The 13,103-nt window shown below is 70.6% G+C and carries 10 protein-coding genes and 1 riboswitch; of the genes, 2 read left to right on the forward strand and 8 right to left on the reverse strand.

What is annotated here, in order from left to right; translation table 11 throughout:
* Positions 1 to 15: 15 nt before the first annotated feature.
* A complete protein-coding gene (locus EAH86_RS06405) occupies positions 16 to 1,497 on the reverse strand; it encodes a glutamate--cysteine ligase (RefSeq protein ID WP_140737861.1) in 1,482 nt (493 codons plus the stop codon).
* Between the two features lie 141 nt (positions 1,498 to 1,638).
* Between EAH86_RS06405 and EAH86_RS06410 the strand changes: the two genes are divergently transcribed.
* On the forward strand, positions 1,639 to 2,823 hold the full coding sequence (locus EAH86_RS06410) for an exonuclease SbcCD subunit D (RefSeq protein WP_140737865.1): 1,185 nt from the start codon (positions 1,639 to 1,641) through the stop codon (positions 2,821 to 2,823).
* Complete coding sequence (locus EAH86_RS06415; RefSeq protein ID WP_140737868.1) at positions 2,820 to 5,897, forward strand: AAA family ATPase; 3,078 nt, start codon at positions 2,820 to 2,822, stop codon at positions 5,895 to 5,897. Before EAH86_RS06410 ends, EAH86_RS06415 begins: the two co-directional genes overlap by 4 nt.
* Before the next feature lie 211 nt (positions 5,898 to 6,108).
* Here the strand turns inward: EAH86_RS06415 and gcvP are convergent, their stop codons facing one another.
* The 7 genes from gcvP to EAH86_RS06450 form a co-directional block, all read right to left on the reverse strand.
* Positions 6,109 to 8,991, reverse strand: coding sequence for an aminomethyl-transferring glycine dehydrogenase (gene gcvP / locus EAH86_RS06420; protein WP_140737871.1), 2,883 nt, complete (start codon positions 8,989 to 8,991; stop codon positions 6,109 to 6,111).
* A gap of 71 nt (positions 8,992 to 9,062) precedes the next feature.
* Positions 9,063 to 9,170, reverse strand: a riboswitch (glycine riboswitch).
* 84 nt (positions 9,171 to 9,254) lie between these two features.
* Positions 9,255 to 9,845 carry a MerR family transcriptional regulator gene (locus EAH86_RS06425; protein WP_140737874.1) on the reverse strand — a complete coding sequence of 197 codons (591 nt, stop codon included), beginning with the start codon at positions 9,843 to 9,845 and terminating at the stop codon, positions 9,255 to 9,257.
* A gap of 212 nt (positions 9,846 to 10,057) precedes the next feature.
* Positions 10,058 to 10,555, reverse strand: a complete 498-nt coding sequence (locus EAH86_RS06430) for a bifunctional nuclease family protein (RefSeq protein WP_140737877.1) — start codon at positions 10,553 to 10,555, stop codon at positions 10,058 to 10,060.
* Between the two features lie 19 nt (positions 10,556 to 10,574).
* Complete coding sequence (locus EAH86_RS06435) at positions 10,575 to 11,276, reverse strand: MerR family transcriptional regulator (RefSeq protein WP_140737880.1); 702 nt, start codon at positions 11,274 to 11,276, stop codon at positions 10,575 to 10,577.
* A gap of 58 nt (positions 11,277 to 11,334) precedes the next feature.
* Positions 11,335 to 11,835 carry an FHA domain-containing protein gene (locus EAH86_RS06440; protein WP_140737883.1) on the reverse strand — a complete coding sequence of 167 codons (501 nt, stop codon included), beginning with the start codon at positions 11,833 to 11,835 and terminating at the stop codon, positions 11,335 to 11,337.
* Between the two features lie 108 nt (positions 11,836 to 11,943).
* Positions 11,944 to 12,333, reverse strand: a complete 390-nt coding sequence (gene gcvH / locus EAH86_RS06445) for a glycine cleavage system protein GcvH (protein ID WP_140737886.1) — start codon at positions 12,331 to 12,333, stop codon at positions 11,944 to 11,946.
* 73 nt (positions 12,334 to 12,406) lie between these two features.
* The gene (locus tag EAH86_RS06450; protein ID WP_241668234.1) at positions 12,407 to 13,102 is read right to left on the reverse strand and encodes a DUF881 domain-containing protein; all 696 of its coding nucleotides are present in this window, start codon (positions 13,100 to 13,102) and stop codon (positions 12,407 to 12,409) included.
* Position 13,103 lies beyond the last annotated feature (1 nt).

Consider the following 13,103-nt stretch of genomic DNA (forward strand, 5'->3'; position numbering starts at 1 on the left):
GCGGCGCGGCTCGCCTCAAGGCAGCGGCCAGGTGTGCACCGGCTCGTTGCTGTGCATGTGCTTGGCGTAGAGGCGCAGCATCTCGGCCAGGGCCTTGTGGCGGTCCATCCCGGCGCTCTCGAAACGCTCCACGGCGTCGGTCTGCCAGGTGGCGCCGTTCGTGCTGGTCTTGCAGCGCCCCTCGATGACGGACAGGTAGCGGTCGCGGACGGCCTGGGAGACACCCCAGTCAGCGAGCCCCTCGTGCGCCATGGGCAGCAGGTGGCGCAGCACCAGCTCCTCTGCGCGCACCTCGCCGAACCCCGGCCAGTAGAGCCGTGAGTCGATGCCGTCGCGGGCGGCGTTGTGGAAGTTCTGCTCGGCCGCGGCGAAGCTCATCTTGCTCCAGATCGGACGTTCGTCGGACGCCAGCTTGCGGATGACGCCGTAGTAGAACGCCGCGTTGGCGAGCACGTCGATGAGCGTCGGGCCGGCTGGCAGGACGCGGTTCTCGACTCGCAGGTGCGGGGTGCCGTTGACCACGTCGTAGATCGGGCGGTTCCAGCGGTAGACGGTGCCGTTGTGCAGCCGCAGCTCGGCGAGGTTCGGGGCCTCACCGGCCTCCAGCTTGGCGACCGGGTCCTCGTCGCTGACCTCGGCGAGCAGGGCCGGGAAGTAGCGGACGTTCTCCTCGAACAGGTCGAAGATCGAGGTGATCCACCGCTCGCCGAAGAAGACCCGGGGGCGGACGGCCTGGTTCTTCAGCTCGATGCTGCGGGTGTCGGTGGCCTGGCTGAAGAGCTCGATCCGGGTCTCGGCGTGCAGCCGCTTGCCGAAGAAGTAGGGCGAGTTGGCGGCCAGCGCGATCTGCGGAGCCACGAGGGCCTGGGCGGCGTTCCAGTGCCCGGCGAAGTCCTGGGGGGCGACCTGGAGGTGCAGCTGCACGCTCGTGCAGGCCGACTCGGGGGCGATCGAGTCGCAGTAGGTGGCGATCCGCTCCCCCGTCGGGCCCTCGATGTCGAGGTAGATGTCCTCGCCGCGGGCGTAGAAGATCGAGTCGTTGAGGGCCGTGTAGCGGTTGTTGGCGCTGATCCAGTCGCCCTCGAAGTGCTCCGGCATGATCGTCGGCAGGATCCCCACCGCGACGATGTGGGCCCCCCGCTTCTCCGCGGCGGCGCTGGCCGCGTTGAGGGAGGCGCGCATCTCGTCCTCGAGCTCGATCGCCGAGTCACCCGGCAGCGGGCGCGGCGGGACGTTGAGCTCGATGTTGTAGCGCGCGAGCTCGGTCTGGTAGCCGGGGTCGGCGATCTCCTCCAGCACCTCGGCGTTGGCGAACTTCGGCTGGTAGCCGTCGTCGACGAGGTTGAGCTCGATCTCCATCCCGGTCATCGGCCGGTCGAACTCGAACTGGCTCTGGGCGAGCATCCGCTCGAACACGTCAAGGTTCTGGCGCACCTTCTCGCGGTACCGCTGGCGCTGCTCGCGCGTGTAGCTCTGTGCGTTGACCTCTTCGCCCACGGAACCTCCTCCATCTGACGGCGCGGATGGTGCGTATGCTGGTGTGTCGCCTTTCGTGCAATGACCTGACGCTGTGATGACCTAACCATGCGCAGGGCGCGCCTGCCAACGCCTGTCGGTGCGCTCTCCTAGCCTGCGAGTGTGCGGTTCCTCCACACCTCCGACTGGCACCTGGGGCGTTCGTTCCACCAGGTGGGACTGCTCGGCGCCCAGGCGCGGTTCGTCGACCACCTCGTGGAGACGGTCCACGCCGAGCACGTGGACGCCGTGCTCGTGTCCGGAGACGTCTACGACCGCGCCCTGCCCTCCCCCGACACGGTCGACCTGCTCTCGCACGCCGTGACCCGGCTGATCGACGCAGGTGCTGCGGTGGTCCTCTCGAGCGGCAACCACGACTCGGCGATCCGGCTCGGCTTCGCCAGCGACCTGCTGGCGCGATCCGGGCTGCACATCCGCACCGCTGCGCACTCGATCGGGGTGCCGGTGCTGGTCGGCGACGTCGCCGTCTATCCCCTGCCCTACCTCGAGCCGGCCGTGGCTGCCGAGCCCTTGCAGGCGACCGAGCGGTCGCACGCCGGTGTCCTGCGGGCTGCGATGTCGAGGGTGGACGCGGACCGAGCCCTGCGGGGCGGGCGCTCGGTCGTCATGGCCCACGCGTTCGTGACCGGTGGGGCGACCAGTGACTCCGAACGTGACATCTCGGTCGGCGGCGTGTCCGCAGTCCACCCCAGAGTGTTCGCCGGCACCGACTACGTCGCTCTGGGCCACCTGCACGGCCGACAGCGGGTCAGCGAGACCGTTCGCTACAGCGGTTCGCCGCTGGCCCTGTCCTTCAGCGAAGCGACCCAGACCAAGGGCTCCTGGCTGGTCGAGGTCGGCGAGTCGGGGGTCCAGGTCGAGGCGGTGGATGCACCCGTCGAGCGGCCGCTGGCCGTCCTGCGTGGAGACCTCGACGCCCTCCTCGTCGATCCCGCGCACACGGCCGCAGAGCGGGCCTGGTGCCAGGTCACGCTGACCGACGCGGTGCGTCCGCTGGGCGCGATGGAGCAGCTCCGGCGACGGTTCCCCCACACGCTCGTCCTGCAGTTCGACCCGCAGGGCGCACCTGTCTCGGTGCGCAGCTACGCCCAGCGGACCACCGCCGAGTCGGACCTCGACGTGTGCTGCTCCTTCCTGTCCCACGTCCGCGGTGGTCACGGCCCCACCCAGGACGAGCAGGCCGTGCTCGCGTCGGCTGTCGAGGCCGTCCGCGTCGATCGGGCCGGTCACGAGGACGAGGGGCAGCTGCCGCTGAGCCTGCCGTCGGCGCGAGAGGGTGCGGCGTGAGGCTGCACCGCCTCGAGGTCACGGCCTTCGGCCCGTTCGCCGGCACGGTGGAGGTGGACCTCGACGCCGTCTCCGCTGGGGGCCTGTTCCTCATCCGGGGTGCGACCGGGGCTGGCAAGACCAGCCTGCTCGACGCCGTCGCATTCGCGCTCTACGCCGACGTCCCCGGGGCCCGTTCGAAGAAGCAGCTCCACAGCGACCACGCCGAGCGCGGCACGGTCCCATCGGTCACCCTCGAGTTCACCGCCTCCGGGCGGCGCCTGAAGATCGAGCGCTCGCCGGAGTTCCACCGGCCCAAGTCGCGCGGTGGCGGCGAGACCAAGGTGCAGGCCAAGGCCGTGCTCTGGGAGCACCGCGGTGGTCAGTGGGTGGCTCTCAGCACCCGGCACGACGAGGTCGCCGACGTGGTCAAGGACGTGCTCGGCATGGGCCTCGAACAGTTCAGCAAGGTCGTCCTGCTGCCCCAGGGCGACTTCGCCGCGTTCCTGCGAGCCACCCCTGAGGAACGCCGCGAGCTGCTCCAGCGGCTCTTCGACGTGTCGGCGTTCGCCGGCATCGAGGACTGGTTTGCCGCGCAGCGCAAGGACTCCGCCGCGCTCGTGGCCGAGCACCGCGCTGCACTCAACTCCGACCTCGCCGTCCTGGCAGACGTGCTTGCCGATGCTCCGGCGGTCGATGGCGGCTCGCGGAACTGGTCCGAGCTGGCCATCACCGAGCTCCCGTCGGCACTCGCGGCCGCCAGGCAGTCCCTGGATGCCGGGTCGACAGCGCGGCTGGCGGCCGTCGACGCCACCCGGCTCTCCGACGCTGCCGCGACGACAGCACACGCCACCGCCACCGAGACTGCAGCGCGGCGGCTGCGCGGGTTGGCCGCCCGGTCCGCCATTGCGGCCCTGGAGGCCGAGCGCGATGCCCAGGAGGCGAGAGTCGCTCGCCTCGAGCTCGGCGAGCGAGCGGCCTCCGTCGAGGGCGACCTCAAGGCGCTGGGCCGTGTCACGGCGGCCCTGCAGTCGGGACAGGACCGCGCGGCCAACACGGAACCGGACGTCGCTCGCTGGGCACTGGCAGGGCGCGGGCAGACAGCCATCGACCTCGTCGTCGACCGCCTCGACACCGGTGGCGAGGCGCTCGCCACCGCGGCGCGGGTGCAGACCTCGCTGGACGGGCGCGAGGTGACCCGCGCGCGGCTCGTGCAGGTCCTGGCCACCGCCCGCCATGAGGTCGAGCGGTCCACCACGACGCTGTCAACCCACCAGGAGCAGGCAGCTCGAGCGACCGAGGCACTGGGGGCGGCCCAGCAGAGCGCGGCCAAGGTCGAGGCAGCCACGGCGCGGGTGGCCCAGGCGTCCACCCTGCTCAAGGCCCGCAGGGCGCTGGACTCGACGGCCCAGCAGCAGGTCCAGGCCGAGTCCGCGATCGGCGCACAGCGAACCCTCACCCAGGACCTGCGCGACGTCTACCAGGACCGCCGCCAGGCCAGGCTCGATGCGATGGCGGGCGAGCTGGCCAGCCGGCTCGAGCAGGCCCAGCCGTGCCCGGTCTGCGGATCACCCGACCACCCCTCTCCCGCGCCCTCGGGCGATCTCGTCAGCGCCGAGGACGTAGCGGCGGCGGAGAGCACCTGGCAGACGGCAGCTGCGCAGCTGGGCGCCGCAGAGCGCGCAGCCGCCGGCCTCGCTGGCACCGCCGCCCAGCTACGCGAACAGCTCGGCGACGAAGAGCGTGACGAGGACGCCCTGGCCGCTGCCCTCGTCGACGCCAGACACGTGCTCACCGCTCTGACCAGCTCGGCCGCGACGCTCGACCACACCCGGATGACCGTGGAGTCGGTCAACGCGGCGGTGGAGTCGGTGACGGCTCAGCTGGCGGGTCTGCGAGCAGAGGCGACCGCGGCAGTCTCGCGCATCGAGGCGCTCGACACCGAGCTGGCGACCGAGCGCGCGGCGCTCGTGGCTGCCGTTGCCGCCCACTACGAATCCTGCCCCTGCGCCGAGCCGGGTCCGGCAGACCACGACCTCGCCGCGACCCTGGCTGACCCAGACCGGTTGGACACGACCACCACGCACCACGAGGCTGCGGTCGTCGCCGCGACAGCCCACGCAGCCAGCCTTCGCGAGCTGTCCCGAGCGACTCGCGACCACGACGAAGTCGTTGCGGCCACGGGCGACTCGTTTCGCGCGGCGGGCTTCTCCGATGCGGCCCAGGCACGAGCCGGACTGCTCCCGACCGCCGAGGTGGCGCATCTGAGAACGGAGGTGGCGGCCCACGTCGAGGCTGCCCTGGTAGCGCGCACCACGCTCGACGAGCCGGGCGTCCTCAGCGCACTGGAGGCACCGGCTCCCGAGGTGGCCACTCTGGCGGCGGCCCGCGACGCGGCGCACGCGGCATACACCGCTGCGGTGGCGGCCGACACGTTGGTGCGGCGCACGCTGACCGGTCTGGACCGCGTCCTCGGCAGCCTCACCCGTCGCTGCGCCGAGATCACCGAGGCCGAGGCACGCCACCACGTGCTTCGTGAGCTCGCCGACACCGTGGCAGGCACCAGTCCCACCAACGCCCTCCGGATGCGGCTGTCGGCCTTCGTCCTGGCGGCTCGCCTCGAAAAGGTCGCCACGCTGGCCAACGAACGGCTGTCCGGCATGGGCGAGGGTCGCTACCAGCTGCGGCACAGCGACCACCTGGCGGCCCGCGGCGCCCGCAGCGGCCTCGGGCTCGAGGTGCTCGACCAGTGGACCGGGCAGACCCGCGACACCTCGTCCCTGTCCGGTGGTGAGTCGTTCATGGCCTCGCTGGCCCTCGCGCTGGGTCTGGCCGACGCCGTCCGCGAGGAGTCCGGCGGGTTCGACCTGCAGACCCTCTTCGTCGACGAGGGGTTCGGCACCCTGGACGACGAGAGCCTGGAGCAGGTGATGGCGGTGCTCGACGACCTGCGCGAGGGCGGGCGTGCGGTGGGTGTTGTGAGCCACGTCGCCGAGCTGCGCACCCGCATCCCGAACCAGGTCGTGGTCCGCAAGACCGAGCGCGGCTCGTCGGTGCAGGTCACCACCACCGACGAAGCCGCGCCCGCAGCCTGACAGGCACGCTCGATGGTGCTGCCGCGCGCGGCCATCACGCACCTGTTGCCGTCTGGTAGTCACGTCAGACCCGCATCGGTGCAGGGTGACCACCCCAGAGCAACAAGTCGGGGTCCGCCGCCACCTGTTGCTGTCTGGTGGTCACGCCAGTCCCGCATCGGTGCAGGGTGACCACCCCAGAGCAACAAGTCGCGGCGCAGACCTCCCCGCGTCAGCTCTCGAACGCCTCCGGCGGCGGGCAGCTGCAGACCAGGTTGCGGTCGCCGTAGGCACCGTCGATCCGGGCCACCGGTGGCCAGTACTTGTCAGCCGCCTCGACGCCGACCGGGAAGGCAGCCGCCGAGCGCTCGTAGGGGTACTCCCACTTGCCGGCCAGGGCCTTGGCGGTGTGAGGGGCGTTGCGCAGCATGCTGTCGACGACGGCAACCTCACCTGACTCGACTTCAGCGATCTCGTGCCGGATCGCGATCATCGCGTCGCAGAACCGGTCGATCTCGTAGCGGTCCTCGCTCTCGGTCGGCTCGACCATCAGCGTCCCCGCGACGGGGAAGGACATCGTCGGCGCGTGGAAGCCGTAGTCGATGAGCCGCTTGGCGACGTCGTCGACTGACACGCCGCTGCGCTTGGTCAGGTCGCGCAGGTCGAGGATGCACTCGTGAGCGACGACACCGTCGTGACCGGAGTAGAGCACCGGGTAGTGCTCACGCAGCCGGGCCGCGATGTAGTTGGCGTTGAGCACCGCCACCTGGGTGGCCCGGGTCAGGCCGGCGCCGCCCATCAGCCGCACGTACGCCCAGGAGATCGGCAGGATGCTGGCCGAGCCGTAAGGGGCGGCCGAGATCGGGCCGACACCCGTCTCGGGTCCGGCCTCGGGCGCCAGCGGGTGGTTGGGCAGGTGCGGGGCCAGGTGTGCACGGACCGCGACCGGTCCGACACCGGGGCCACCGCCACCGTGCGGGATGCAGAACGTCTTGTGCAGGTTCAGGTGCGAGACGTCGGCACCGAACTTGCCCGGCCGCGCCAGGCCCACGAGCGCGTTGAGGTTGGCACCGTCGACATAGACCTGACCGCCGGCGTCGTGCACGAGGGCGCACAGGTCGGTGATGGTGTCCTCGAAGACACCGTGGGTCGACGGGTAGGTCACCATGATGGCGGCGAGGTTGTCGCGGTGCTGGTCGATCTTGGCGCGCAGGTCGTCCATGTCGACGTCTCCGCCGGCCGCGGTCTTCACGACGACGACCTTCATGCCGGCCATCACCGCGCTGGCGGCGTTGGTGCCGTGTGCGCTGGCCGGGATCAGGCAGATGTTGCGCTGCGACTGGCCGTTCGCCGCGTGGTAGGCGTGGATCGCCAGCAGCCCGGCGAACTCGCCCTGCGATCCCGCATTGGGCTGCAACGACACCGCGTCGTAGCCGGTGATCTCGCAGAGCCAGTCGGAGAGCTCACCGATGAGGTCGCGGATGCCCTCGGTCTGGTGGGCCGGGGCGAACGGGTGCAGGTCGGCGAACTCGGGCCAGGTGACCGCCACCATCTCGGTGGTCGCGTTGAGCTTCATCGTGCACGACCCCAGCGGGATCATGCCGCGGTCCAGCGCGAAGTCACGGTCGGACAGCCGGCGCAGGTAGCGCAGCATCGACGTCTCGCTGTGGTGGCTGCTGAACACCGGGTGGGTGAGGTAGTCGCTCGTCCGGACCAGGGCCTCGGACCAGGTGAGGTCGGCAATCGTGACCTCGGACGGTCCCGCGACACCGAAGGCACTCCACACGGCCTCCAGGTCGCGCAGGTCGGTGGTCTCGTCGACGCTGACCGACACCCGGTCGGCATCCACGCGCCACACGTTGACGCCGCGTTGGGCCGCCTCGCTGAGCACCTCGTCGGCGCGTCCCGGCACAGAGACCGTGACGGTGTCGAAGAAGTCCTTGGTCACCACGTCGATGCCTCCGGCGGTGAGTCCCGAGACCAGCGTGCCGGCGTGCCCGTGGACGCGCCGCGCGATCGCGGCGAGGCCGGCGGGGCCGTGGTAGACGGCATACATCGACGCCATCACCGCGAGGAGCACCTGGGCGGTGCAGATGTTGGACGTCGCCTTCTCGCGACGGATGTGCTGCTCACGTGTCTGCAGGGCGAGCCGGTATGCCGGGGCCCCCTCGGTGTCGACGCTCACGCCGACGAGGCGGCCGGGCAGGGACCGCTCGAGGCCGGCACGCACGCTCATGTAGCCCGCGTGGGGTCCACCGAAGCCCATCGGCACCCCGAAGCGCTGGCTGGTTCCGACGGCGACATCGGCGCCCCACTCCCCCGGCGCCGTGGCCAGGGTGAGTGCGAGCAGGTCGGCGGCGGCCGTGACGAGCGCACCGGCGTCGTGCGCGGCCGAGGCCAGCGCGCGCCAGTCGCGGAGCTCGCCATCGGCACCGGGGTACTGCACGAGGACACCGAAGACAGCGCGGTCGCCGGCTGCGGCGCGCAGGGCGTCAGCAGAGTCGACCGTGTCGAGGTCCGCCACGACGACCTCGAGTCCGAGCGGCTTGGCGCGGGTCTGCATCACGGCGAGGGTCTGGGGGAAGACGTGCCGGTCGACGACGAGCACCGCGTCGGCGGCGGCCTTGCTGGAGCGACGCATCAGGGTCATCGCCTCGGCGGCCGCGGTTCCCTCGTCGAGCAGCGAGGCTCCCGAGGTGGTCAGGCCGGTGAGGTCACTGACGACGGTCTGGAAGTTGAGCAGCGCCTCGAGCCGGCCCTGGGAGATCTCGGGCTGGTAGGGCGTGTAGGCGGTGTACCAGGCCGGGTTCTCCAGGACGTTGCGCTGGATCACCGCCGGGGTGATCGTGCCGTAGTAGCCCAGGCCGATCATCGACGTCATCACCTGGTTGCGCCGAGCCACTGCGCGCAGCTCCTCGACGACCGCCGCCTCGGACGCGGCTGGGTCCACCCGCAGCGGCCCGTCGGTGCGGATCGCCCCCGGGAGGGCGTGGTCCACGAGGGCGTCGAGCGAGTCGTGCCGGACCGCCGCGAGCATCGCTTCGACGTCGTCGGCAGACGGGCCGATGTGGCGCCCGGCGAACTCGGGCAGGTCGGGGGTGAACTGGGCGGACATGAGGCTCCTGAAGCTCGGTGTGCTCGGATCGCCTCCCCTTCTGTCACGCCGCGTGGCCGCTCCAGAGGTGCCTGTCCCACGCAGTCCTGGCGCCTGAGAGGTTCCGGGGAGTTTGCCCCTTCGGCGCCCCGCCGTGCGACCCGTGAGGGTGCACGCGGGGACTCTCCCGCGCGGGATGTTCAGCGGGGCCAATCTACAACACAACCCGCCGTCCTCGAGGGGCGGCGGGTTGTGTCGACGACAACAGTGGGCGGGCGAAGGCCTCAGGCCAGTCGGGCGGCCCGACGCTCACGGAGCTCGTCACCGGGGTGGTCGGCGGGGACCTCTTCGTCGGTGCGCTCGCTGGGCAGCGCGGCGAGCTCGCCCTCGACCTCGCGCCAGACCCGGCCGACGGCGATGCCGAAGACTCCCTGTCCGCCCTGGACGAGGTCGATGACCTCGTCGGCGGAGGTGCACTCGTAGACGGACGCGCCGTCACTCATCAGGGTGATCTGGGCCAGGTCCTCGACGCCGCGCTCACGAAGGTGGGTGATGGCGACGCGGATCTGCTGGAGGGACACCCCAGTGTCGAGCAGCCGCTTGACGACCTTGAGCACGAGGATGTCCCGGAACCCGTAGAGGCGCTGGGTGCCGGAACCGGTGGCCCCGCGCACGGACGGCTCGACCAGGCCGGTGCGGGCCCAGTAGTCGAGCTGGCGGTAGGTGATGCCGGCCGCCTTGCACGCGGTCGGTCCGCGGTAGCCGATGTCGTCGCTCAGCTCCGGAAGGTCGTCCGTGAACAACAGCCCCTGTGCCGACGCCGGCACACTCGTGTGGCCGTGCTGAGCCTCGTTGCTCGGGTTCACAGCGCTCACCTCCTGAAAACTTCTACTGGATACCGCTTGGGCAATGTCGACGCGGTGTAACTACACCGGTCGCATTACGGGTCTGTGCCGAAGGTACGGCCGCACGGAACCAAAGGTCAACAACCACTGGACCTTCGCCCTTCGGCGTGTCGCGGCCGGACGGCATACTCTCGATGTTCAGTTGAGGTTCAGTGTTGGCAACACGAACGGGTCGCTCGGGCTCAGCCGGTTGCCCCGGTTTCATCCGGTTTGGTCTCGAAGTCCTCGGCCGAGACCTGGTCCAAGAACTCCCGGAACCGCTCCACCTCGTCGTCCTTGTCCTCCTCGCCGGACATGGCGACACCGGCTTCCTCGAGCAGCGACTCCCCCGCCACGATCGTGGTGCCGGTGCGCAGGGCCAGTGCGATGGCGTCCGAGGAGCGCGACGAGATCTCGGTCGTGCCGTCGAGGATCAGGGCCGCGTGGAACACCCCGTCGCGGAGCTCGACGATGCGCACCTCGGTCAGCCGGTGCCCCAGGCCCTCGATGACGTTCTTCATCAGGTCGTGGGTGAGCGGCCGGGGAGGTTCGATGCCCTGCTGGGCGTAGGCGATGGCCGTCGCCTCCGCCGCGCCGATCCAGATCGGCAGGTAGCGGTCGCCGTCGCGCTCGCGCAACAGGACGATGGGGTGGTTGGTGGGCATCTCTACCCGGACGCCGAGGACCTCGAGGACCTTCACCGTCCCACCTTAACCCCGTTCAGCCGCGCTGCAGTCCGTCCCTCACGAGCGCGGTGTGCAGGGCGATGCACAGGCGCAGCACGTCGCCGGTCGGATCGGTCTTCGCGCCACCGCGGGACGCCTTCGCAGACGCGGACTGGTGCGGTGTCACGACCTGCTGGACCAGCCCGATCTCGCGCTCGGCGGCGGTGCGGAACGGTCGCAGGTGGCGGGGCTCGAGTCCGTATGCCGCGAGCTCGGCAGCCGTGTGCGCCACCGTCAGCGCCGCGTCACCGAAGTGTCCGGTGCCGTCCGGATGCAGCAGGCCGAAGTTCTCCAGGGCGTCGATGGTGTCGGCGTCCAGCCCGGACGAGGTCGCCAGCTCGGCGCGGGTGAGGCGCAGCGAGCCCACCGCCGTGAGGGCCGCAGCGCTGGGCACGTCGGGGTCAGCGACTGGCGTGGGGACGGACGGCCGCAGCATCCCGGAGTCGGTGCGCTCAGGCGTGAGGCCACGGTCCATGGCATCCAGTGCGGCAGCGATCACCTTGAGCGGCCAGAAGTGGTCGCGCTGCGCGGTGAGGATGTAGCGCAGCCGGTCGAGTTCCTGGGCCGCGTAGGTGCGGTAGCCGGACTCGGTGCGCGCCGGGGTCACCAGCCCTTCGGCCTCGAGGAACCTGATCTTGGAGATCGTGACGTCGGGGAAGTCCTGCTGGAGGGCAGCCAGGACTGTCCCGATCGTCATGGACTGTCGTGTCGAGCGAGCACTCACCAGGGGCCTGTATTGATCGTGGTGGAGCTCGTCATGCCTTGCCGGCGTAGAAGACGAGTCGGAACTTGCCGATCTGGACCTCGTCGCCAGTCTGCAGCGTCGCCTCGTCGATCCGCTCGCGGTTGACGTAGGTGCCGTTGAGCGAGCCGACATCGCGGACCACGAAGGTGTCGCCCTCGCGCCGGAAGTTCGCGTGCTTGCGCGACACCGTGACGTCGTCGAGGAAGATGTCGCTGTCCGGGTGCCGACCCGAGTTGACCTCGTCGTCGTCGAGCAGGAACCGCGCACCGGTGTTGGGGCCGCGCAGGACCACCAGCAGCGCCGTGCCGGGGCGCAGGGCGTCCACGGTCGCCTGGTCGGCCTTGCTGAGGGCGACCTCGATCTCAGCGCTGGTGTCAACCTGCTCGAGGTCGTTGATGCCGGGTAGGCGCATCGTCGTCGGCTCGTGCGGGCGCGACGTCGGGTCGCTGTGGCCGCTCGGGGCCGACGGTTGAGGGCGCGACACCTGGTCGTCGTTCTCGTTGCCGTTCATAGGGTCCGCACTCCTCGTGATGGTTCTGTCCGCCCCCTCTAGCAAAGCACAAACCCTAGGGGACGCCGGTGTCGCCCGCAGCGTAATGTGCGAACGCGCGCCGCACGGTCAGCCGAGCAGGGCCTGGTATGCCGCCGGGTCGAGCAGCGCGCCGACGGCTGCGTCGTCGGACGGGCGCAGCTCGTACATCCAGCCCTCACCATAGGGGTCGCTGTTGACCAGCTCGGGAGTGGCGTCGAGTGAGCCGTTGACGGCGGTCACCTCACCGGCCAGCGGGGCGTAGAGGTCGCTGACGGACTTGGTCGACTCGACCTCCCCGCACGCGTCGCCCGCGGCGACCGTGTCGCCCACCGTCGGGAGGCTGACGTAGACCACGTCACCGAGGGAGTCCTGGGCGAACGAGGTGATCCCGATCCGCACCGTGCCGTCGTCGCCAGACCGCACCCACTCGTGCTCGGCCGTGTAACGCAGCTCCTGGGGGTACTCCAGCTCGCTCATGATGCTCCTCGGTGGATGGTGGTGGGACGGACCGGTCGACGACTGCGGTGCCGACGCGTCAGCCTGGCGCTGCTCACGGTGACGGCGCCGGGACGGGCCGAGCGTAACGAGGCTCGCTCAGACTGTGCAATGCGGTGATGGCGACCTCGTTGGTCTGTCGCACGGAGGCCTGCGCGCCGTCTCCCCGAACGGTCTCCGAGACCCCTCCCGGGATCTCCATCGCCGAGGCCATCGTCGCGCTGTCCCCGATCGCCTTGATGACGTAGGGCTCGGAGACCCGCTCCCCGCCGATCTGGATCGCACCGTCCACATCGGCGAACCAGGTGTCGGCGACCACGCGCACGTCACCGATCTGGACTGCCTCGGCCCCGGCATCACGCAGCTCCTGCAGTGCGTCGAGGAGCCTGGCGGCGGTGATCTTGTGGTCCCGGTCGTTGATGGTGATGACGATGCCGGGACCGGTGGCCGGCGACGTGCCGGTGAGGATGCCCAGGGTGTCGAGGCGCTCCTGCGCGGACTTCAGCGCCTCGGAGCTGGAGTCGACTCCGGAGATCAGCTTGTCGCGACTCGTCTCGAGCTCTCGTGTGTCCGACGCCAGTCGGTCCTGCTCCTGGCTGACGTCGTCGAGGATGCGGACCAGCTCGTCCTCACGCAGCTGCTCCAGACCGCTCTGGTTGGTCTGCTGCACCTGGGTGGCGATGGCGAACCCGAGCACGATCGCGAGCAGCGCGGCGAACGCGTTGGCCCGCGTCGCGCGTGGCCGGGCCATG

This window comes from Pedococcus bigeumensis, from assembly GCF_006438965.1.
Lineage (GTDB): Bacteria > Actinomycetota > Actinomycetes > Actinomycetales > Dermatophilaceae > Pedococcus > Pedococcus bigeumensis_A.

What these genes read in the sequence shown, in the direction of transcription:
- EAH86_RS06435 (WP_140737880.1), bottom strand. Translation starts at nt 11,276, where the DNA reads ATGACGATCGGGACAGTCCTGGCTGCCCTCCAGCAGGACTTCCCCGAC.
- EAH86_RS06440 (WP_140737883.1), bottom strand. Translation starts at nt 11,835, where the DNA reads ATGAACGGCAACGAGAACGACGACCAGGTGTCGCGCCCTCAACCGTCG.
- EAH86_RS06450 (WP_241668234.1), bottom strand. Translation starts at nt 13,102, where the DNA reads ATGGCCCGGCCACGCGCGACGCGGGCCAACGCGTTCGCCGCGCTGCTC.
- gcvH (WP_140737886.1), bottom strand. Translation starts at nt 12,333, where the DNA reads ATGAGCGAGCTGGAGTACCCCCAGGAGCTGCGTTACACGGCCGAGCAC.
- gcvP (WP_140737871.1), bottom strand. Translation starts at nt 8,991, where the DNA reads ATGTCCGCCCAGTTCACCCCCGACCTGCCCGAGTTCGCCGGGCGCCAC.